At 50.2% G+C, this 22,257-nt stretch carries 20 protein-coding genes; 12 read left to right on the forward strand and 8 right to left on the reverse strand.

Annotated features, from left to right (window positions below):
- Position 1 precedes the first annotated feature (1 nt).
- Genes KIU71_RS03015 through rppH form a run of 5 tightly spaced genes read right to left on the reverse strand, consistent with a single transcriptional unit; the run spans position 2 to position 5,312 of the window.
- Positions 2–835 (reverse strand): thymidylate synthase, encoded by an 834-nt coding sequence (locus KIU71_RS03015; RefSeq protein WP_214129664.1) that lies wholly within the window; start codon positions 833–835, stop codon positions 2–4.
- A gap of 6 nt (positions 836–841) precedes the next feature.
- The gene (lgt, locus tag KIU71_RS03020) at positions 842–1,657 is read right to left on the reverse strand and encodes a prolipoprotein diacylglyceryl transferase (protein ID WP_214129665.1); all 816 of its coding nucleotides are present in this window, start codon (positions 1,655–1,657) and stop codon (positions 842–844) included.
- A gap of 3 nt (positions 1,658–1,660) precedes the next feature.
- Positions 1,661–2,464: a sulfite exporter TauE/SafE family protein gene (locus tag KIU71_RS03025; protein ID WP_214129666.1), complete on the reverse strand. Its 804-nt coding sequence runs from the start codon at positions 2,462–2,464 to the stop codon at positions 1,661–1,663.
- Between the two features lies 1 nt (position 2,465).
- On the reverse strand, positions 2,466–4,760 hold the full coding sequence (gene ptsP, locus KIU71_RS03030) for a phosphoenolpyruvate--protein phosphotransferase (RefSeq protein ID WP_214129667.1): 2,295 nt from the start codon (positions 4,758–4,760) through the stop codon (positions 2,466–2,468).
- A gap of 24 nt (positions 4,761–4,784) precedes the next feature.
- The gene (gene rppH / locus KIU71_RS03035; RefSeq protein WP_214129668.1) at positions 4,785–5,312 is read right to left on the reverse strand and encodes an RNA pyrophosphohydrolase; all 528 of its coding nucleotides are present in this window, start codon (positions 5,310–5,312) and stop codon (positions 4,785–4,787) included.
- 115 nt (positions 5,313–5,427) lie between these two features.
- Here rppH and mutH point away from each other — a divergent pair, with 115 nt between their 5' ends.
- The gene (gene mutH / locus KIU71_RS03040) at positions 5,428–6,114 is read left to right on the forward strand and encodes a DNA mismatch repair endonuclease MutH (RefSeq protein ID WP_214129669.1); all 687 of its coding nucleotides are present in this window, start codon (positions 5,428–5,430) and stop codon (positions 6,112–6,114) included.
- A 211-nt stretch (positions 6,115–6,325) separates the two neighbouring features.
- On the opposite strand, the gene KIU71_RS03045 is transcribed toward mutH, so the two are convergent.
- On the reverse strand, positions 6,326–7,528 hold the full coding sequence (locus KIU71_RS03045) for a helix-turn-helix transcriptional regulator (protein WP_214129670.1): 1,203 nt from the start codon (positions 7,526–7,528) through the stop codon (positions 6,326–6,328).
- Complete coding sequence (locus KIU71_RS03050; RefSeq protein WP_214129671.1) at positions 7,482–9,011, reverse strand: CYTH domain-containing protein; 1,530 nt, start codon at positions 9,009–9,011, stop codon at positions 7,482–7,484. Before KIU71_RS03050 ends, KIU71_RS03045 begins: the two co-directional genes overlap by 47 nt.
- Positions 9,012–9,130: 119 nt before the next feature.
- On the opposite strand from KIU71_RS03050, the gene KIU71_RS03055 reads away from it, so the two are divergent.
- The gene (locus KIU71_RS03055; protein WP_214129672.1) at positions 9,131–9,727 is read left to right on the forward strand and encodes a TIGR04211 family SH3 domain-containing protein; all 597 of its coding nucleotides are present in this window, start codon (positions 9,131–9,133) and stop codon (positions 9,725–9,727) included.
- A 99-nt stretch (positions 9,728–9,826) separates the two neighbouring features.
- Here the strand turns inward: KIU71_RS03055 and putA are convergent, their stop codons facing one another.
- The gene (gene putA / locus KIU71_RS03060; RefSeq protein ID WP_214129673.1) at positions 9,827–13,633 is read right to left on the reverse strand and encodes a bifunctional proline dehydrogenase/L-glutamate gamma-semialdehyde dehydrogenase PutA; all 3,807 of its coding nucleotides are present in this window, start codon (positions 13,631–13,633) and stop codon (positions 9,827–9,829) included.
- A 246-nt stretch (positions 13,634–13,879) separates the two neighbouring features.
- On the opposite strand from putA, the gene KIU71_RS03065 reads away from it, so the two are divergent.
- The 10 genes from KIU71_RS03065 (at position 13,880) to rpoS (ending at position 22,216) form a co-directional block, all read left to right on the forward strand.
- Positions 13,880–15,580 (forward strand): TIGR03545 family protein, encoded by a 1,701-nt coding sequence (locus tag KIU71_RS03065; protein ID WP_214129674.1) that lies wholly within the window; start codon positions 13,880–13,882, stop codon positions 15,578–15,580.
- 60 nt (positions 15,581–15,640) lie between these two features.
- Positions 15,641–15,928 carry a cell division protein FtsB gene (ftsB, locus tag KIU71_RS03070; RefSeq protein WP_214129735.1) on the forward strand — a complete coding sequence of 96 codons (288 nt, stop codon included), beginning with the start codon at positions 15,641–15,643 and terminating at the stop codon, positions 15,926–15,928.
- Between the two features lie 3 nt (positions 15,929–15,931).
- Complete coding sequence (ispD, locus tag KIU71_RS03075; protein WP_214129675.1) at positions 15,932–16,660, forward strand: 2-C-methyl-D-erythritol 4-phosphate cytidylyltransferase; 729 nt, start codon at positions 15,932–15,934, stop codon at positions 16,658–16,660.
- Positions 16,661–16,672: 12 nt separating this feature from the next.
- Positions 16,673–17,146 carry a 2-C-methyl-D-erythritol 2,4-cyclodiphosphate synthase gene (gene ispF / locus KIU71_RS03080; RefSeq protein WP_214129676.1) on the forward strand — a complete coding sequence of 158 codons (474 nt, stop codon included), beginning with the start codon at positions 16,673–16,675 and terminating at the stop codon, positions 17,144–17,146.
- Positions 17,113–18,189 carry a tRNA pseudouridine(13) synthase TruD gene (gene truD / locus KIU71_RS03085; RefSeq protein WP_250207189.1) on the forward strand — a complete coding sequence of 359 codons (1,077 nt, stop codon included), beginning with the start codon at positions 17,113–17,115 and terminating at the stop codon, positions 18,187–18,189. The genes ispF and truD overlap by 34 nt, the downstream gene beginning before the upstream one ends.
- 9 nt (positions 18,190–18,198) lie before the next feature.
- Complete coding sequence (surE, locus tag KIU71_RS03090) at positions 18,199–18,948, forward strand: 5'/3'-nucleotidase SurE (protein ID WP_214129677.1); 750 nt, start codon at positions 18,199–18,201, stop codon at positions 18,946–18,948.
- A gap of 53 nt (positions 18,949–19,001) precedes the next feature.
- A complete protein-coding gene (locus KIU71_RS03095; RefSeq protein WP_214129678.1) occupies positions 19,002–19,640 on the forward strand; it encodes a protein-L-isoaspartate(D-aspartate) O-methyltransferase in 639 nt (212 codons plus the stop codon).
- A complete protein-coding gene (locus KIU71_RS03100) occupies positions 19,637–20,215 on the forward strand; it encodes a YqaA family protein (protein ID WP_214129679.1) in 579 nt (192 codons plus the stop codon). The genes KIU71_RS03095 and KIU71_RS03100 overlap by 4 nt, the downstream gene beginning before the upstream one ends.
- Positions 20,149–21,102 (forward strand): peptidoglycan DD-metalloendopeptidase family protein, encoded by a 954-nt coding sequence (locus KIU71_RS03105; RefSeq protein ID WP_214129680.1) that lies wholly within the window; start codon positions 20,149–20,151, stop codon positions 21,100–21,102. The genes KIU71_RS03100 and KIU71_RS03105 overlap by 67 nt, the downstream gene beginning before the upstream one ends.
- 79 nt (positions 21,103–21,181) lie before the next feature.
- Positions 21,182–22,216 (forward strand): RNA polymerase sigma factor RpoS, encoded by a 1,035-nt coding sequence (rpoS, locus tag KIU71_RS03110; RefSeq protein WP_390881762.1) that lies wholly within the window; start codon positions 21,182–21,184, stop codon positions 22,214–22,216.
- Positions 22,217–22,257: the final 41 nt, after the last annotated feature.

Here is a 22,257-nt window from a genome sequence, read left to right on the forward strand (position 1 = left end):
GCTAAATAGCCACTGGCGCTTTGATGTGCGGGTGAGATTGATAATTTTTAAGCGAAAAATCATCAATAGTAAATCCAAAAATGTCTTTGATTTGCGGATTAATCTGCATCGTAGGTAGCGGGAAAGGTTCGCGGCTAAGTTGCAATTCTGTCTGCTCTAGATGATTGCTGTATAAATGCGCGTCACCTAGCGTATGGACAAAATCACCCAGTTCGAGTTCGCAGACCTGAGCCACCATCATGGTTAATAATGCATAACTGGCAATGTTAAAGGGCACCCCCAAAAACACATCGCCGCTACGCTGATATAACTGGCAGGATAATTTGCCTTCCAGCACATAGAATTGGAATAAGGTGTGGCATGGGGGCAACGCTTGTTTGCCGCGAGCCGCGTTTTCTTTAGGTGACACGCTGGTATCAGGCAAAACCGCCGGATTCCACGCACTGACAATCAACCGGCGAGAGTCAGGATTAGTTTTGATTTGCTCAACCACCTGACTTATTTGATCAATTGTTTCTCCGTTCTGGCCCGCCCAACTGCGCCACTGTTGCCCGTAAACCGGCCCAAGCTCGCCCTCGTCGGTCGCCCATTCATCCCAAATAGACACGCCGTTCTCAGTCAAATACGCGATATTGGTATCGCCCTTCAGAAACCATAGCAGTTCATGAATAATACTGCGCAAATGACACTTTTTGGTCGTCACTAACGGAAAACCGTCGGCCAGATTGAAGCGCATTTGATACCCAAACACACTCAATGTGCCGGTGCCGGTGCGGTCTTCTTTGCGCACACCGTTATTTAAAATGTGCCGCATTAATTCATGATACTGCTGCATAGATGACTACTTATGTTGCGTGTTAAGATTATCAAAAACGGGCTTTCGATACGCTCGAACGATAAGCCATACGCCTAACCCAATCATTGGGATGCATAATAACTGACCTTGTGACAATCCTAAAGTGTAAAGACCAATGTGGGCATCTGGTTCGCGGTAGTATTCGATGATAAATCGAAAGCACCCGTAACCGGCTAAAAACAGGCCACCTACCGCGCCACGAGGTCTCGGTTTAGCAGAAAACCACCACAACAGGATAAACAACACCACGCCCTCAAGAAAAAATTCATAAAGCTGAGACGGATGCCGCGCAATCGGCCCGGCACCCGGAAAAATCACGCCCCAAGGAACATCGGTTGTACGCCCCCAAAGCTCTGCGTTTAAAAAATTACCTAAACGCCCTGCGCCTAGCCCGATCGGTACCAGCGGCGCGACAAAATCACCCAACGCCAAAAACGGCATATTCATTTTTCGAGCGTACAACGCAATGGCGACGAGCACACCCAGCAAGCCACCGTGGAAAGACATGCCTCCTGTCCATATTTTGAGAAGATATAAAGGATCGTCTAGAAACAACCCAAACTGGTAGAAGAGTACGTAACCGACCCGACCTCCCACAATCACCCCAAGGAAACCCCAAAACAGAAAGTCACTGAGTTGCTCTTTGCTCCACCCAATGCGATGAATGCGTTGTTTAGCCAATAAAAATGCGGCAATGAAGCCGACCAGATACATCAAGCCATACCAGCGCACACTGACAGGGCCCAGAGAAAAGATGACCGGATCAATTTGCGGAAACACCCAATGCTGTTGCTCTAACACGTTTTACAATCCCCACAGCATACGAATGCTGACTAACACTAAAAAAACGGCAAAGACTTTTTTTAAGCCTTGCGTGTTCATCCTTTGACCCAACTTGGCACCCAGAGGTGCTGTGAATACGGATATAACAGCGATACTCACTGACGCTGGCCAAAATACATAACCGATAAACCCCTCTGTCAGCGCCCCATAATGCCAACCGGAGATGACAAAACTGGCGCTACCGAAAACAGCGATAAGAATACCACTAAATGCCGCACATCCAATCGCTTGTCGAATATTCACCCGGTACCACACCAGCGCGGGCACCAACAGTGCTCCACCGCCAATCCCCATGAGTGCGGAAAGCGTACCTACCGATGCGCCAATGCCAACCAGCTTAGGTTGCGACGCTGTGTGCGTCGATTCGCGCCGACTGCCGAACATCATATACAGAGCGATCAGCATCACCAGCACAGCAAAAATACCTTTGAGCACGGCACCAGGAATGCGACTGGCCACCTGTGCACCAATGATCGCACCGAAGGCGATACCAATCCCTGACCACAGCACAATCGTTTGACTGAGGTTGCCCAACTTATAATGCGCCCGCGCGGATGACATGCCGGTAAAAATAATGGTTGATAATGACGTTGCAATGGCAATAACGATCGTTTCTGTCGGTGGGATATTGAGCCAACCCGCAAGCAAGTAAGCCAGAGCCGGTACCATGATCAGGCCACCACCAATCCCCAGTAAGCCCGCCAGTACGCCTACTACAGCCCCCAGTAACATGCAGGTGATAACAATGACCAACATCATTTCCATCCTACCAACCCGCTCGGGTTAACCCGCCCAATTGCTTATTGTCTAAATACTTATTAACGCGTTCAAATACGTCGGCAGGGAGATCACAGGCCAATACCGCCGGTAGTAATTGTTCGACCTCCGCCACGGAAATATTGCGGATCACCCAATTGATTTTACGCAAGTTATGCGCATTCATGGAAAGTTTCCGATATCCCATGGCGACGAGTAACACCGCGCCTCCGGGCTCCCCGGCCAGTTCTCCACACACGGTAACAGGCGTGTTGTGGGCATTGCATTGAGTCGCAATCGTTGCAAGTGCATTTAAAACCGCAGGATGATAACTACTGTAGAGGTTTGCCACACGGGCATTGTTGCGATCCACCGCAAGTAAGTATTGGGTTAAATCGTTGCTACCAACCGAAAAGAAATCCACGCGGGACGCAAGTTGGGGGATTTGATAAATTGCCGCAGGCACTTCCAACATGACACCAATTTTTGGCTTATACAGCAAGCCACCGGGCCCTTGAAGTTCTTCATTGACCTCGTGATAGGCTTGATCAATTAGCCGCAACGCATCATCCACCTCATTCACTGAAGTGATCATGGGTAACATAATGTGCAGGTTGTCCAGACCCGCGCTGGCTCTTAGCATCGCACGGATCTGCACCAGAAAAATCTCAGGGTGATCCAGCGTTAAACGTACGCCTCGCCAGCCCAAAAAGGGATTTTCTTCATTGATGGGGAAATACGGTAACGGTTTGTCTCCCCCGACATCTAAGGTCCTAAGCGTGACTTCATGCTCGGCTGCGCTGTGCAACACCTGACGATACAGCTCAAATTGCTCTCGCTCTGAGGGGAATCGCTCGCGCAACATAAACGGAATTTCTGTGCGATAAAGCCCTACGCCACAGCCTTGCTCCTGTTGCAGTTCCAGTTCTACCGACAAACCCGCATTCACAAGCAGCGTTATGGCATGCTCATCTTCAGTCACGCTAGGCTTAACGGCTTCCTGTTCAATTTTTTTTGATAGTTCCTGCTCTTCAGCGATCAGGTGTTTAAATTCTGCTTCAATATGCCGCTGTGGATTAACAATCACTTCACCGGAATAGCCATCGAGCAAGATGGGCTTGCCATCTAACAGTTCCGGCGACACATTGTTTAAACCCATCACCGCTGGCACGCCCATCGCTCTGGCCAGAATGGCAGTATGGCTGTTGTTTGAGCCACGGATGGAGATAATGCCCACCAAATGCTTGCGTGGAAACTCGGCCAACATAGGCGCAGACACTTCTTCGGCCACTAAAATAGAATCCGTCTCAATACGGCGCTGCTGCGGACCTTTGTGTCCGCTAGCACGGGCCACAATATTGCGTAAAATTCGATTCGACAGGTCAATGATATCAATAGCCCGCTCCTGCATGTAGGGATCTTCCATGTTTTCAAACTGTGCCGCGTAACTCTCGACGACCAGTTTTAATGCAGAACCCGCATCCCAATCCTGTTGCTTGATTTTCGCTTCAACTTCGCGCCCGAGGCTATTGGCGTCCAGAAGCTGATGGTAGAGCTGAAAAATCGAGCGCACATCTTCAGGGATTGTTCCCTCTAATGACGATGACAAGCCTTCCACTTCGCGACGAGTGATGTCTACCGCCGCGCGGTAATCGGCTATCGCTGCGCTCACGTCAGTCGTGCGTTTGACCTGCCAGCGGCTTAAATCAATCTTAATGTTTGGCTGGTAGCCCGTGCCGCACGCGAGGCCCGATGATCCTGCCACGCCATGGAGATTTTTCTGTGACGTAAGCTGACCTATTTTCGACGGCGTGCGCAACGCTCCGCGGATCTCCGCGTTGGCTATTTCCAGTGCAATCTGTGCTGCCAGAGTGACTAAAAAAGCCTCTTCATCTTCGCTAAAGCGGCGTTTGTCACGTTGTTGAAGTGTGATCACACCCAGCACCTTGCGCTGGTGAATGATCGGCGCGCCAAGAAACGCATTAAAGTGCTCTTCTTCCACTTCAGGATAATATTTGAAGCGCGGATGGTTATGCGCATCGATGATGTTTAAAGGCTCTTCGCGCTGCCCTACCAACCCAATCAGCCCTTCAGAAAAACCGATTAACACCCGATTAACGGCCGATTTCGCCAGCCCTTCCGTGGCGACCAGTGTGAGCAACTGTGTTTGATAATCTGCCAAGTACATCGAGCATGCGTCCACCTGCATGGTCTGTTTAACACGCAGCACCAAATGCCCGATGGCCTCATCGAGCACCGGAATTCGGTTAACTTCTTGTACAATCCGCTTAAGAGTAGTAAGCATAAGCTCCTGTTATGCCAACGTGAATTAATTGCGGCGTTGACGTTTTCGCCGTTGCTGACCAAAAATGTGTTTCGCGTTGGCAGGCATGGCGATGGGCGCAAATTCTTTCATCACACGCCGATACACATCACGCTTGAACGACACCACGTTGCGCACAGGATACCAATAACTTACCCAGCGCCAGTCATCAAACTCTGGATGGCCTGACTGCAGCACATCCACATCCGACTCATCGCAGCGCAGTTGCAACAAAAACCACTTTTGTTTTTGACCAATACACACGGGGTTCGAGCCCTGCCGGATCAAACGTTTTGGTAACTTGTAACGAACCCAATTGCGTGTCGAAGCAATAATTTCTACGTCTTTTGACTGTAAACCTACTTCTTCGTACAGCTCTCTGAACATTGCTTGCTCAGGGGTTTCGCCATCATCTATCCCGCCTTGCGGGAACTGCCATGAATGCTGCCCGTATCGCCTAGCCCAAAATACCTGGCCCATACGATTACATATTACGATACCAACATTCGCACGGAATCCGTCTGCGTCTATCACGTAGACTCCAAAGTGCGTAACTCATTTATCAATGAATTCATTCTTCCATAAACTGCATGAATTGCATAGCATTAGCGCTAATTAGTTTGAATGATAATTCAGGTAGCACGCCGCCATGCAGCCACCACAACAGCCGCCAAAATCCCTCCATGAGCTGCGACAACGAGCTGAGCAAATAGCCGGTTTGACGCTGGGCGACTTAGCCAACATGGCCGCCCTTCAAGTGCCTGAAAATTTCAAACGAGAAAAAGGCTGGAGCGGCCAGTTACTTGAGCTCTGGTTGGGGGCAACGGCTGGCTCAAAACCGCAGCAAGATTTTCCAGAGCTGGGTGTTGAACTGAAAACACTTCCCATCAATGCAATGGGCGCCCCCTGCGAAACAACCTATGTATGCTACGCACCGTTGTTAGGCATCGAGGACACTCGGTGGGAAACGAGCAACGTGCGCAACAAGCTGCAGCAAGTGCTGTGGATACCCGTGGTTGGCGATCGTCACATTCCACCCGCTCAGCGCACCGTTGGATCGCCCATTTTCTGGTCGCCTGATCATTCCCAACTGGCGCAGCTGCAAGCCGATTGGGAAGAGCTTATGGAGCGGATCAGTTTGGGCGAGATTGAATCGGTCACCGCCCGAACGGGTGAGTTTTTGCAACTGAGACCCAAAGCAGCTGACGGCCAGCAGCTCACTGACGCTATCGGCAAACACGGGCGCCTGATTAAAACGCGCCCGCGCGGCTTTTATCTGCGCAAAGCCTTTACTCAGCAAATTCTGAATGACGCGTTTGGTTTTGAAAACCTGTAGCGTAGATTTTACCGACGTTGACACGAACCGAAGAAACACACTGCTGGCTCTCTACGAAGAATCGTCATCGTAGTTGAATGTGTTTACTACTTCTCCTCGTCTCAAACCGCCTGTCAATCTCAAATGATGAATGTCAGCAGTGCACGAAATCAAAGAACATAAAATTAGACTGTGTTTATTGTTGCTCATTAGGAGCAATGAGGAAGGACGCTCAGCTTTTCTCGCGGCGCTTTGACAACATCAACGCGTCGTTCTCAGGGTGCAACGTTGCGGGCGACTCATCCGGATCGCCCGTCGCTTCGATATATTTGACAAATACGCCGCTCAGGAACTTTTCAGAGTGGAAACCCAACCGTTTCGCGACCGAAGACACCTTGGCATCGGAGCGCATCAACACCTTCTTCGCATATTCCAATCGATAATGGTACACAAAGGCTCGAAAGTTTCGCTTCAGTAGTGCATGTGTTGCGGCAGCAAGCACCGTCGGGTCAACGTCGGCAGCGTCAGCCAGTTGTCGAAGTCGCAAACCAATCACCTTATAGGCTTTTTGCTGGATCATCGCCTGCTCTGCCGAAGTCAGCGTGCGTCGAAGCAATTCGTCGCTATAGGGGCGCTGGGCGACTTTGTCGAGGTCGATGGGCAGTGGAGAGTAGCGACGTCGCTCGGTCATCAATATCAAGATGAGTAGCAAAACCGTGGCGTAGGCTATATGCAGCGCCGATTGCCAGAGAGAAAAGTCGAGCACAGAAAAAGCCACCAGACTCACAATAATCACTGCGCAAAATGCAATACTCACCAGCGTACCGACCAAACCAATGACAGCAGGCATTTTGTAATAGCGGATATCAACAACCTGTTCAGGCAGTGACGCTTGATGCGCCTGCATGCTTTCGACAAGTTGGATCCCCATCGCCACTATCGCTGCACCGCCAAGTGCGTAGCAGGCATAAAGAGGGAGATTATACAGAGGCTCGCCCACCGGCGAGGCATCAAGTAATGCCACCTTTACATCAAGCGGAAGCAATATGATGGGCACTTGCAACAACACAATGAGCACGACAATAATCGATTGCAGTCTGCGCCGCTGCCGAGGCTGCTCAACGATGAGCGGGTAGAGCATTCTGGTTAATCCAACGTTTAACAAAACCGGCGCTACGTACGTCAAACCCACCAGACTCGCTAGCCATGTGGCCGACGGAAAAAGCTTAATGAGCTCTTCAACCAGACTCAGAGGCCAGAGTAAAGTCAGAATAAATAAAGCGCGGCCATGCGGCAGATCATCAAAACGAAACCACGCTAAACCCAGCAGTGCTACCCATAATCCACATAAAATCAGAACATATAAATCGACCAGCGCTGCCACGTCATCACCAATAAGCCTCAGATTGGATTGCCACGCGTCGCGTTCGCTCAATCACGTGCAATAGGTTCTTTATTTTATCGGCCGCCCACGACTTTAATTCAAGGTCTTGATCAAATTCAGCTTCACGCAGCAGTGACTTCAAGGCGAGCAATGCCCTGAGCTCTTGAATACCACTGAGAATATCCAGCCAGGGCGCTCTAAATTCGCCGCGTTCATCGCCAAACAAATCGGCCAGTAAGAAACCACTGGTAAGTGCTTGGCGCAATACATGCTCGGTAGCAACATAATGCGAATCTGCTAATGGCTCAGCTTGCGACAAACTTTGCATCACGTTTTGCCAGCCTTGCGATAGCCAGCCACGCGCATGTTCTAGCACCGGTTTGTCGGCGCCTGATACCGTGGCTTGCCAAGGCCGCTTTAAAATAACCTCACTGGTCAGCAATTTGATGTTATTAGCCGTGCTATCAAAAAAAAGCGTTCGGGCGGCACGCCCCTGCAATAAGCCCATCTTGCGCCCCTGTAAATAGCTCATTAACGCGTCATGTTCATTCAAATACTTACTAAATGGCCCACGCTTTGAGCGCAGGTAGCGAATGCTGTTGAGCTCATTCACCCATTGCCAGCGTTGCGAAAAACTGATCAATTGTTTGTGCAGCTTCAGTAACTCCGGACACTGCAACACTGGCAAGTACAACGATACACAGTGAAGCAGTAAGTGCACCCCCTCCACCATAAAGTCTAAATATTTGAGTTTGTGCGTTTGCAGGTACGCTTGTTCGTGATATTGCCAATGCATCAAGGCTTTTTGTGCCGATTGGCAGAAGGCATCTTCGGTGGAAAGTTTAGGCGCTAACGGCAAGTATTCGGGCAAGGGGTGTGGCTGAATGAGCGACTCGCCAATAAGGTGATACCCCGATGCTGCCTTAGTGGTGTCGCTGAGACGAAGCGACAATGTATTATTGAGTAAACGCGCTAATTCAAATACGCGATCCACATTGCCCGTTTTTAGCTCAATCTCTACTTCATCGATAGGCACTGTGTCGCCATCGGCACTCACTTCGCCGCGATCGAACACCAGTTCAATCACCGCATCGTTGAACCGTAAAGTGTATTCGTTGCGTTCAAAATCAGTTTTGAATCGCAGGCTCAGCGATTTCGTTAACGTGCTTGGCTCGGCATCGTCTGGCCACTCGACGCGCGAAAACAGTGTGAGATCCGGGGTCGGCTCCTGTAACTGGATGTTGTATTCACCGCGTTGATGCAACCCCCCCGTGGTACTGCCATGGGTTTTCAGCGTTTGCTCAAAAACGCCGTCACAGCCGCGTACCCGAAAACCAAAGCGATGCTTAGCAAAGTAAAAATCCTGCGTGTCATAATAATGATTGGTGAGCTGCTTACACTCAAAATCAACTTGTAAGCCGTCAGATTGACTCAATTTCTCCGACAGATTGGGCAATAGTTGCTCACGAAATACGGCATGCCCCTGGCCGGACAGGGCAAATTTCATCTCAAGTTCGTTAATCAAACCGGACATTTCCACCTAAGTTGTTGGTCTCGCTGTAACCTTACTCTTGCCCCTTTCACTTGGCAATCGGTTCACCATCGAATACCATCGGGTAATTATTCTTAATCGCGCTGTGTGCGCTTGGATTTATGCAACGACTATTCGCTTTATTATTGTTCGCTTCGTTTTCCTTTTCAGCTATCGCTCTGCAAGAACAGGGCAGTGATGCTACAACAGCTAGTATCACCGATGATTTGACGGTATTCATACACACAGGCCCCAGTCGGAACTATCGTATTATAGGCACCATACAGGCAGGCCAACCGATCACGGTTTTGCAACGTGATGGCGACCCGCAATTTATTCAAATGACCGATAACGAAGGCCAGACCGGGTGGGTTGAAGCCCAGTATGTGTCCAACACGCCATCGATACGTGCACAACTGCCCGCACTGGAAGAGCAAGTGGGCGAGTTGCAAGAACGCCTCAGTTCATTACAGCAGCAATACCAACGCGTTCGCAGCGAAAAAAACGCCCTGGAGCAGCAAAATCAACGTATGGCTGGCGAGCTGGAAACAGCACTGCAAAGCAATATCACGCTGCAATCGGAATTGGATAACGCAGACAATACCGCCATGATTGAATGGTTTACTCGCGGCGGTATCGTTGCCGTGGTCTGTATTCTGCTTGGCATATTACTGACTTACCTGCCGAAAAAACGTCGCCGTGAAGATCAATGGATGTAATGGAAGCGAGTGACTGATAACGAGCACTAAAAAAGGGCGTTTAGAACGCCCTTTTTTGTGTCTCACTGTTGCTTAAAATCAGCGACCAACAGGCGCTAATTAGTCATCATCAACCAGTGTCATCAGCGAGGTGTTACCGCCGGATGCAGTGGTATCAATACTAATGGTTTTTTCAGTCATCAGCCGCACAATCAGGTTATCCATATACTCTGAGGTGATAACCGGCAGGATTGGGCCTTCCCGTTCGGCAAGCCGTGCACAGAAGTACTCGTGGTGATTGTTTTGACTGTCGACCACAACCCCGGCTAACACTGGGTGGGCGAGCAATGCGTGCAAATGCTCCGGACGTGCTACTTGCAGCACATCAGGTGGCGCACCAGCATCAACCAGATAACCCTTAATGGCTTCCAGTTCGCCATAGTAAGCATCAGAAACCACCGTCACAATGGCGTTACCCGTGGCGAGCGCAGTCACCAACGACAATACCCAATAGTCGAAGTTAACACTGGTATCACCAAACCCGAGTAGCACACCACGAGACTCAAACCGCAGTTCGTTCGCCTCGCCGGTTGGCCCCGGTAACGCGGTGTGCTTTTTCAACAGTTTTTCAATCAGCGTCAATTGCTTACGAGCGCCGGACAGGGTTGCATCCAACTCTTCCGCATAATCTTCACTAACATCGTCGCGTGCCAGTTTTGCCAACATCTGACGTACAAATGAAATCCGATCATTGAGCGCCAAACGACGCCATTTTTGCTGAGCTTCAGCGGCTTTTTGCATCCACTGATCCACTTTCTCATCGTCTGCCTCATTGGGCGTAAAGTCCCGCGAGGTCGGATCAGGCGCCGTCCAGATATCGCTTGGTGTTTTGCGTTCCAGCATTAACCGCGGCAAATAGTTTGGACCACCCGCCTTCGGACCCGTTCCAGACAGGCCTCGCCCACCAAAGGGCTGCACACCGACGACCGCACCAATAATATTACGATTGATGTAAACGTTCCCGACACGCGCCATTTCTGCCAGCGCCTGTGCGCGTTCATCAATGCGAGAGTGCACGCCCATGGTCAGGCCATAGCCCAGCGCGTTAATTTTCTCTACGGTTGCTTCAAGCTGATTTGCTTTAAAGCGTACGACGTGAATGATTGGCCCAAAGACTTCTTTTTCTAAAATGTCTGCCGATTCAATCTCGTATAATGTTGGCGGGAAGAAGTGACCCTTATCAACGCCCTCAACGTGCTCGCTGCCGAAGTCACATTGATGCAGCAGCTTGGCCTTTCCTTCCATATTTTTGATATGGCTTTGCAGCGTGTCTAAGGCTTTTTTATCGATCACCGGGCCAACATCAGTGCTCAACCAGCGTGGGTCACCAATAGACAATTCTTTCATCGCCCCTACCAGCATGGTAATGACTTTGTCAGCGATTTCCTCTTGCAAATACAACACGCGCAGCGCTGAACAGCGTTGGCCTGCGCTTTGGAAACCAGAATGCACCACGTCGTCAACCACTTGCTCGGGTAACGCGGTGGAATCGACAATCATGCAGTTTTGACCGCCTGTTTCAGCAATCAACGGCACCTGAGCACCGCTTCGCTTAGCGAGTGTGCGTGCAATCAAGGTGGCAGTTTGCGTAGATCCGGTAAACATAACGGCATTGACGCGCTCGTCTGGCAAAAGCGTTTCGCCTACCGGCGCACCGTCGGAAATCACTAATTGAACAGCGTCCTCCGGCAAGCCCACCAAATACATGATGTCTACTGCCCGTCTGGCAATCAGCGCTGTTTGTTCGGCAGGTTTCGCAATCACGGTATTGCCGGCCGCAAGGGCAGCAACTACCTGACCTAAAAATATCGCCAGTGGGAAGTTCCAAGGACTGATCGCCAACACAACACCACGGGAGAGCAAACGCTCATCCAGGCAAACTTTCTCTAACTCAACGGCGTAGTAGCGACAAAAATCAACCGCTTCGCGGATTTCATCTATCGCATCCTGTGTCACCTTACCCGCCTCGACAATACAAAGCGCAATAAGCTCATCGCGATGGCGCTCCAGCGCATCACCAATGCGGTTTAGCACATGCGCTCTCTCTGCAACCGGCAACGTGTGCCAGCTTTCGTAACCTTCAGTCACCTTGGCTAGTTTTTCTTGCATCTGCGCTTTGGTGTCGTACTCATGGTAACCGACAATGTGCGACTGATTGGCGGGGTTTCTTACCGCAACGGCCCCTTCCGGCAGCGTGGGCTCATCCACCTGATAAAGGCTGATAAAGCGTTCCACACCGCGTTTCAGCGGCACCATATGATTTAAATCGGTGATATCGATGCCGGCTGAGTTGACCCGCTCAGGCGCAAAAATTGCCTTGGGCAAACGAATATTCGGATTCACGCGTTGAGTGAGGCGCTGTGTGCGTTCGACCGGATCTTCCAGTAGAGATTCAACCGGCTTACTATCGTCGATGATGGCATTAACGAAAGATGAATTCGCACCATTTTCAAGTAAGCGGCGCACGAGATATGCCAAGAGATCTTCATGATCGCCCACCGGCGCGTAAATACGACACTGAATTTTTTCTTCATTAACGACACTGTCGTACAGGGTATCGCCCATACCGTGCAAGCACTGAAACTCAAAGCCCGTTCTATCGTCACCCGCCAACTCAATAATCACCGACGCGGTATAGGCATTATGCGTAGCAAACTGAGGGTAGATAGAATCCCGATAGGCCAACAACCGATTCGCGCACGCATGGTATGAAACGTCTGTAGAGGATTTACGCGTAAATACGGGGTAATCATCCAACCCGCCTTGCTGACTCGCTTTGATTTCGGTATCCCAGTAGGCTCCCTTAACCAGACGGACCATCAAACTGCGGCCCTCTTCAACCGTCAACGCGCGCAGCCACTCGATCACATGGATGGCTCGCTTTTGGTATGACTGCACCGCAAGTCCGAAGCCAGACCAATCGCCTAACTGAGGGTCGCGAAACACAGCCTCAATAATGTCCAATGAAATATCTAAACGCTCTGATTCTTCTGCATCTACCGTAAGATTGATGTCGTACTCTTTTGCCAGCAAGCACAGGGAAAGCAGTTTAGGCGGGATTTCCTTGAGCACACGATCCCGATGGGTGAACTCATAACGTGGATGGATCGCCGAAAGTTTGACTGAAATACCGGGGCTGAGCCGTGGCCCTTTACCTTTGGCAGCTTTACCAATCGCATGGATCGCTTTTTCGTAAGATTTAAAATAACGCTCCGCGTCAGCCGAAGTACGTGCCCCCTCGCCCAACATGTCATAGGAATAAACATAGCCTTGCTGTTCTTTCTCGCGTGCACGCTTAAGCGCTTCGTCAATGGTTTCACCCATGACAAACTGACGGCCCATGACTTTCATCGCGATATTCATAGCACGGCGGATCACCGGTTCGCCTAAGCGCCCCATGGTTTTTTCTAATAGATTAAATTGCTCGGTTTTGCGCTTATCGGCGTAATTCACCATGTTTCCGGTGAGCAACAAGCCCCACGATGACGCATTCACGAAAAACGAATCACTGTTGCCTAAATGCGGTGCCCACTTACCTTTTGCCAGCTTATCGCGGATTAAACCTTCCTGCGTTTCTTTGTCAGGCACACGTAGTAACGCCTCAGCCAGACACATCAGCACCACACCTTCCGATGTAGAGAGAGAATATTCATTTAATAGTGCGTCTACGCCGCCGTGACCTTCCTGCTCCTTACGGATGCGCAACACCAGCTTGCGCGCACGGTCCCAGGCTCGGCTGCGCGCACGCATGTTGATTTCAGCTTCGGGAAGAATGAAATCAATCGCTTTTTCTTCGTCAATGCGATGATAATCACGAATAGCCTGACGAAGTGGTAATGCCGAACAAAGTTGATCAGAAAAAAGCATATGAGCCTCTAGTTAAATTGAAAAGACAACAGAGTGTGCCAAACTCATTGACGTTGAATAATGCTGACAGCGCGTAAAATAAACGCAAGACAACAAGCGTATCATTGATGTTTTTTCAGTATCAACCATAGTCGGTAGATCAACATCACTGTGCGACCATGGCGTTGAACTCGCTGCACCCATTTTTGTCTTTAGTGATAGGGCCACAGGCCGCAGTCGATGGTATTAGTGAATATGGGAAATACGATGAAATTGCTTAGAAACACGCTGCTGATTATAGTCGCCTTGCTGTTGGTGACCTACTTTTTCCTGCTTGATTACCTCATCAAAACAATCGGCGAGCAACAGCTGACAGAGGCCTATGGTGCTGAAGTGAATATTGGTGACGTCAGCCATAGCCTGTTTCCCGCAACGATTACGTTAAGAGATATACAACTCACCGACCCCGCCAAACCGATGCAAAACAAAGTGGTTGTTGGTGAAGCGTTTGCCGATGTTGAGATCATGCCACTGTTGAAACAAAAACTTATCGCCAATCAACTCAATATTGATAATGTTCAATTTGCGCAACCAAGAGCAAGCGCAGGCAAAGTGATTCGAAAACCCGACCCCAGTGCCGGTTTTGCCTTTCCGACAGCCGAGGATATTCCGTCTGTGGATGAACTATTGGCAAACTCTCCCTTAAAAACCACCAAAGCGGTAGAGCAAGCTCAGCAAACCTATCAAACGCACACCGACACGCTTAAGTCGCAATACCAGTCGTTACCTGATAAAGCACGTCTCGAATTTTATAAGCAGGAAATTAAAACGTTGAAGGAAACTCAGTTCAACGACCCACAAGCACTGTTACAGGCAAAAGCGAAGTTTGATGAACTCAAAGAGCAGATGCGCGTTGATAAGGCAAAGATTGAGGCATTTAAACAGGCAGCACAAACCGCTAAGGCTGATTTGAGTGAAGCCGTCAGCGCTTTGAGAAATGCGCCACAGCAGGATTATCAGTTACTGCAAGGTGTGTTTGCTGGGGACCAGGCTGCCTTGCAGCAAGTCACGCAAAGTGTGTTTGGTGATAAAGCCGAACAGTATACGCAGTACCTCACGCTGGCGATACAAACCATAGCGCCCATGCTGCAAGGCGATACCGAAGATGCAAAACCTGTCGAAATCAATACGGACGGGTTGCCTAAAGTGTGGATCAAGAATGCGCGAGCCTCGGTTAACGTCAAAGGCGAATCCATCACAACGCAATGGCAAAATATCACCGACCAACATGCGCTGATCAACGCGGCTACCACGTTTACTGTCGATGCAGCCGCAGGCGCGTTTTGGAGCGCGTTTAACACATCTGGTCAGTTCAAATTAGATGACAAAGGTATCGATGCGCAGCAAAACTGGTCACTCTCTGGCGTGAATTTAGACAATTTAACCTTATCAGACGGTGGCCGCATGACGGCGCAGATCGCCGAAGCGTTGCTGGCGTCAAGCGGCTCGCTTAAGGTCACAGATAATCAGGTAAGCGGTACGGGCAAAGTTGACTTGGTACAGCTTGCATTGACAGCCAGCGGCACCGACAATTTTACCAGTGCTCTAGCCGACGCGCTTGAAGATATTTCCTCGCTCGCGATGAATATTGGCTTTAGCGGCGATATCAACAGTCCGCGTTTTTCAATTGGTTCAAATCTGGATAAGCAATTGGTTGGCGCGATCGCAGCAAACTTGTCTGGCGGGCAAAGTGGAAAGCTCAGCGAACTGCGTGATAAGTTGAACGCCAAAGCCGCTGATGCGCTGGGCGAAACGAATGCGGCGTTGGCTCAAACGGTCGACTGGCAAGCACTCGCATCAGGCGATGCGACAACGCTAGAAAACCTTTTGCAAACCCAACTCAACAATGTGGTTGACGATCAGAAGAAAAAGCTACTTGATAAGCTTAAAGGCAAACTAGGCGGGTGAAAGCTTTGATTGTGAATCGATACGCGGCATAATAGGCGCATCTCAATGAAAGGCATTTTCATGTTGCGCAAACGCTTATTGCCACTGTTGCTTATCACCTTACTGGCGCTGCTGCAGTACCGCCTTTGGTTTGGCAAGCACAGTATTCCCGACTTATGGGAACTGGAAGCGCAAATAGCCGCACAAGTGCAGCAAAATGCGAATCTGACTCAGCGTAACGATTTGCTAAAAGCAGACATCAACGATTTGAAAATAGGCCTTGAAGCGATCGAAGAACGCGCTCGCAACGAATTAGGCCTGATTAAACAAGGCGAAACGTTTTACCGTATTCTGCCAGCAGAGCAATAACCCATGTCGACTCTTTACCCAGTTGTTATACCCGCTGCGGGCATTGGCAAGCGCATGCAAGCCAGCATGCCTAAACAGTATTTAACCATCGCCGGAAAAACGATCTTACAGCACACCATCGAAACCCTCGATTCACATCCGCGCATCGGCGATATATACGTTGTGATCAGTACCGATGACACCATCTTTAGCGGCCTGACGATCGCGAAACAGAGCAATATTCAGCTCGTGATCGGCGGGGATGAGCGCGTTGACAGTGTATTGTGCGGATTGCGCGCCGTTAGAGACAGCCAAAATAGTGATCAAAGCAATGCAGAGTCATGGGTGCTGGTACACGATGCGGCCCGACCGTGCGTACGCCACGAAGATATTAGCAATTTGTTAGCCTTACGCAGTGAACCCTGCGCTGGCGGCATTTTAGCGTCGCGCGTGCGCGACACGATGAAACGTTCACAATGCAGCGAGGCTGCCGTACCGGTGATTGAACGCACCGAGCCCCGTGAATTTTTATGGCATGCGCTAACCCCGCAGTTTTTTCCACTGACTCAATTGATTGATGCCATCGAGGTCGGTCTTGAAAAAGGATTGTCCATCACTGATGAAGCATCGGCGATGGAAGCTCAAGGGCTCGACGTTGCGCTAATCGAGAGCAACGCAAGCAACATTAAAATCACCACGCCAGACGATTTAGCGCTGGCCACCTTCTATTTGACCCAAAATAAGCAGCAGTAACGGAGAGCAAACATGCGCATTGGTCACGGTTTTGACGTGCACAAATTCGGCGGTGCCGGCCCCATCATGATCGGTGGCGTGGCTATCGAACACGCGCAGGGTCTTATTGCCCATTCTGACGGTGATGTGCTACTTCATGCGTTGTGCGATGCACTGCTTGGCGCAGCGGCGCTGGGCGACATTGGCCAACACTTCCCCGACACGGACTCTAACTACGAAAACGCTGACAGTCGTGTGTTGCTGCGTCATGTGATGGCACTGCTTAATGAACACGGCTATCGCCTTGGCAACGCCGATATGACTATCGTCGCTCAGGCACCAAAAATGGCACCGCATATTGAAGCGATGCGCCGCACCATTGCTGACGATACCGATTCGGCGATTGGCATGATTAATGTGAAGGCAACCACGACCGAAAAGCTCGGCTTCACCGGCAGAGAAGAAGGCATTGCATGTCACGCTGTCGTCTTGCTGGAAGCACGGTAATGGTGTTGGATACGCAAGGTTGGCAATATTTGCATGGTAAACCGTCAAGCACCGGTACATTTAAGCAACAACCACAAGATTTTATCGTCCGCGAGCAGCTTGGCTATGCACCCTCAGGCGAGGGCGAGCACATTTACGTGTGGCTGGAAAAAACAAACCTGAATACCGCCTTTGTGGCTGAACAGCTGGCCAAGTTTTGTCAGATCCCGTTGCGCAATGTGACGTACGCTGGGCGCAAAGATAAGCTGGCCGTTACCGAACAATGGTTCGGCTTGCACATACCTGGCAATAGCGAGCCTGATTGGCAATCCTTTGCGCTGGAGGGCGCTCGCGTGCTAAGCAGCCAGCGCCACACGAAAAAATTGCGCACGGGCGTACTGAAAGGTAATGCGTTTGACATCAGGCTTCGCGATGTCACACTGGCCGAAGATTTTGCCGAACGACTTGCCAACGTCACCGCCCATGGTGTGCCCAACTATTTCGCCGAGCAGCGTTTTGGTGTTAAACAAACACCGGATGACACCTGGCAGGTCGGCGGTAATCTCGCACTGGCGGAAAAGATGCTGGCAGGAGAGACAATCCGCAATCGCAACAAGCGCTCTATGGCAATTTCTGCCTTGCGCAGTTGGGTATTTAATACGGTCGTCAGCGCCCGAGTGCAGGCATCATTAGCGCATCAACCATTACCGGGTGATGCTATACAACTGTCTGGCAGCAATAGTTTTTTTATCTGTGACCAGGTGGATGAGGTATTGTTAAAGCGGCTGCAGGAACGCGATATTTTGTTAACCGCGCCAATGCTCGGCAAAGGCGAGCTGGCCTCTAAAGATCAGGCATTTGCATGGGAAAGCGCTCAGCTCAATGGCTTTGAACCGGCCAGAGCACTGCTGTCGGAATTAGGTTTACGCCAAGAGCGACGGGCTTTGCTAACCACCCCACAAGATTTAACATGGAAGGTGAATGGTGATGATTTAGAGCTGCAGTTTTCGTTACCATCGGGGTGTTATGCGACGTCTGTGCTGCGAGAAATCATCAGATACTGAGGAGACATCATGCGAATTTTATTGAGTAATGACGACGGAGTGCATGCCGAAGGCCTCGCAGTGTTATATGACGCCTTGGCGGAACACCATGATGTAACGGTTATCGCTCCCGATCGAAATTGCAGCGGCGCAAGCAATGCCTTGTCGCTACACGCCCCACTGCGCGTCATGACCATGAAAAATGGGTTTTATTCAGTCAACGGCACCCCCTCTGATTGTGTTCATCTCGGTGTGAACAGTTTTATGCAGGATGATCCTGAACTGGTGGTTTCCGGCATTAATCATGGCGCGAATCTTGGCGATGACGTGATTTATTCTGGCACGGTTGCGGCGGCAACTGAAGGCCGATACATGGGGCTTCCGGCCATTGCCGTATCACTTACCAGCAAACGCGGTGAACACTTTGCAACCGCTGCCAAAGTGGTAGTAGATACCATTAATAAGTTGAAGGCGCACCCGTTACCGGCCAATCAGATCCTGAACATCAACGTGCCCGATTTACCCTACGCCTCATTAAACGGGGTGCAGGTTACTCGTCAGGGGCGCCGTCACCGTGCTGAAACCATGGTGAAAGACACCGATCCTTTCGGGCGCGAAATATACTGGTATGGCCCCGTGGGCAGTGAACAAGATGCTGGACCGGGCACCGATTTTCACGCCATTGCTAATGGTTACAGCTCAATCACACCACTGAGTGTTGATATCACGGCGTACCAAAGCATGGATGAGATGAAAGATTGGTTGAACAAATCCATCTGAACCGTGACAATAATGAAAAAACCAATAACAATCGACCGACACACTGAATCCTCATGAGAGCAAGTTCACGTAAAGGCGACGCACTCGCCCAACTTTTGGTGCAGGAAGGCATTACGAACAATCGGGTGCTCAACGCGATCGCAGGCACGCCGCGCGATTTCTTTCTGCCAGATGCGCTAAAACATAAAGCCTTTCAGAATACCGCGCTACCCATTGGTCAGGGCCAAACCATTTCTCAACCCTATATTGTAGCGCGCATGACCGAGTTATTGCTGAACGCGCCGAATGGAGCAAACAGTGTGCTGGAAATCGGTACAGGCTCTGGTTATCAAACCGCTATTCTCGCCCAATTGTTTACTAAGGTTTTTTCCGTAGAACGCATCAAATCACTGCAGTTCCAAGCAAAACGACGCATGAATCACCTTAATTTGCACAATATTTCAATGAAGCATGGCGACGGTTGGCAAGGGTGGCAAAGCAAAGGTCCGTTTGATGCCATTATTGTAACCGCCGCGGCGAGTTCTCTGCCCACGGCATTAACCGATCAACTGAGCGAGGGTGGGCGTTTGATTATTCCGGTAGGCCATGATTCGCAAACGCTTTTATGCATTGATCGCCGCGATGGGGAATTGGTGACTGAAGAAGTTGAGTCAGTTCGTTTCGTGCCTTTAGTGGCCGGTGCTATTGCATGAAGATTTTTCAGCCCTGTTACGACCTCGCGCTGCGCTGGGCCAAACATCGGCATGCTGAACGCTATTTAGGCGTATTGAGTTTTGCCGAATCAGTGGTGTTTCCCATTCCACCGGACGTCATGCTCGCGCCAATGGCACTTGGCCAACCCTCCAAAGCATGGCGTTTTGCGTTAATCACCACAGTAACATCAGTACTGGGTGGTATTGCAGGGTACTTCTTAGGTTTGTTTGCGTTTGAAGCCCTTATCGCCCCCTGGATTGAAACCATGGGTTATCAACCCAAAGTCGACCGCGCGGTAGAATGGTTCGAACTTTACGGTGTGTGGGTTGTGTTTATTGCCGGCTTTTCACCCATACCGTACAAAATTTTCACCGTGAGCGCGGGTTTCCTAAGCATGGCATTTTTACCCTTTTTGCTGGCATCAGCGGTCGGCCGCGGGATGCGTTTTTTCCTTGTCGCCGCCTTAATGCGGTGGGGTGGCCCAGCAATGGAAAGTAAATTGCGCGAATGGGTAGAGTTTTTGGGCTGGGCGGTTGTTTTACTGGCTGTTGCTGCCTACTTTTACTTACGTTGACAGGACAGAAAACCGTGGTTGTTACCGGTGCTGACCTTCGTTGTACTATCCCATTCCGGTACTTAGCGCGCCTGTTACTCGCACTGTATTCTTCGGCACTTTTGTTAGGGTGCTCAACACAACATACACCCGCGCCGGTCACCACATTGGATATGAGAGTTGAAGAACCGGCAGGTCCGTTTTCCGGTTCCACCTACACCGTTCAACCCGGTGACACACTCTTCGCCATCGCATGGTACAGCGGCAACGATTACCGGGACCTTGCAAAATACAATAATTTGTCGGCTCCCTACACCATTAAGGTGGGCCAATCGCTGCGCCTAACAGCCCCTGTCGCTTCGCGAGGTCGAACCAGTTCCCCTGTCGCGCCAAAGCCAGTTGACCGCAAACCAGAGCAGGCGTATGGTGAAAGTGAACAAAATGTAAAGACGGTGCCAAGAAGAGTCGAGTTGCCGAAACGCAACACACCAGCGCCGCCTAGGTCTAGCGCTCCGCCAACGCAGTTTGCCAGTAAGGTAAACACTTGGGTGTGGCCCGCAGAGGGTGAGTTAGTCGGTTTGTTTGATGCCAGTGAGTCGGGTAACAAAGGCATCGATATTCGCAATCAACGTGGCACACCTGTGGTTGCCGCCGCTGATGGCAAAGTTGTTTATACCGGTGAAGCTCTGAGAGGCTATGGGCGCTTAATTATTGTTAAGCACACCGATACGTTTTTAAGCGCTTACGCACACAACGACACCATTGAGGTGAAAGAGCAGCAATGGGTTAGTGCAGGGCAAAAAATAGGCACAATGGGAAATTCAGGTACCGATTCGGTCATGCTTCATTTTGAAGTTCGATATCGCGGCAAGTCACTTGACCCGATACGCTATCTTCCCCGCCGATAATAACAATAAATAATAATTAGAAAGACAGGAGAGATCGTACAAAACTAATGACGTAGGAAACTACAAAGGAGATGCAGTTATGGGACAAACCAAAAACGCTGTAATCGATGATGCGCAAGCGGATGCTCCCGGCACCACAAAAGATGAGATAGACGGCGACATAGACACCCTTGTCATGGAGCCTGATGAAGCCTCTCTTGAAGCTGAATCCAAACAATCCAAGCCTGATACGTCTGCCGACGACTCACTCACGGCCGAAGAATTTACCAAAACACTTGATGCGACCCAGCTTTATCTCGGTGAGATAGGGTTTTCACCGCTGTTGTCTGCCGAAGAAGAGGTGTTTTTCGCGCGCAAAGCACTGAAAGGCGATGAAGCATCACGCAAACGCATGATCGTTAGCAACTTACGTTTAGTGGTTAAAATCGCTCGTCGCTATAATAATCGTGGTCTCGCCCTACTCGACCTGATTGAAGAAGGTAATTTAGGTTTAATTCGTGCCGTAGAAAAATTCGACCCTGAGCGAGGTTTCCGTTTTTCGACTTATGCGACCTGGTGGATACGTCAAACCATCGAACGTGCCATCATGAACCAAACACGCACGATCCGGTTGCCTATTCATGTCGTCAAAGAATTAAATGTTTACCTGCGCACGGCCAGAGAGCTTTCGCAACGACTTGATCACGAGCCCAGCGCTGAGGAAATAGCCGCCGAACTCGACCGCCCCATTGAGGACGTGACGAAAATGCTCCGTTTAAATGAGCGTATCACCTCCGTCGATACCCCCATTGGTGGTGATGGTGACAAAGCCCTGCTGGATATTATCGCTGATGATAACGAATACAGCCCGGAAGAAAATTTACAAGATAGCGACATAAAGCAAAGTATTGTTCGTTGGTTGAGCGATCTCAATCCGAAACAGCGGGAAGTTTTAGCGCGTCGTTTCGGTCTGATGGGGTATGAGCCGTCAACGCTCGAAGATGTTGGTGCGGAAATTGGTCTTACGCGTGAGCGTGTTCGTCAAATTCAAGTTGAAGCCTTGCGTCGCTTACGCGATATGCTGGGTCATCAAGGCCTTAATCTGGAAGCGTTGTTTAACCAAACATCCATGTGAATTCGACCTATAGACTGATCTTATCCGGCGCTGTTGCCTTT

The organism is Alteromonas oceanisediminis (assembly GCF_018474025.1).
GTDB lineage: Bacteria > Pseudomonadota > Gammaproteobacteria > Enterobacterales > Alteromonadaceae > Alteromonas_E > Alteromonas_E oceanisediminis.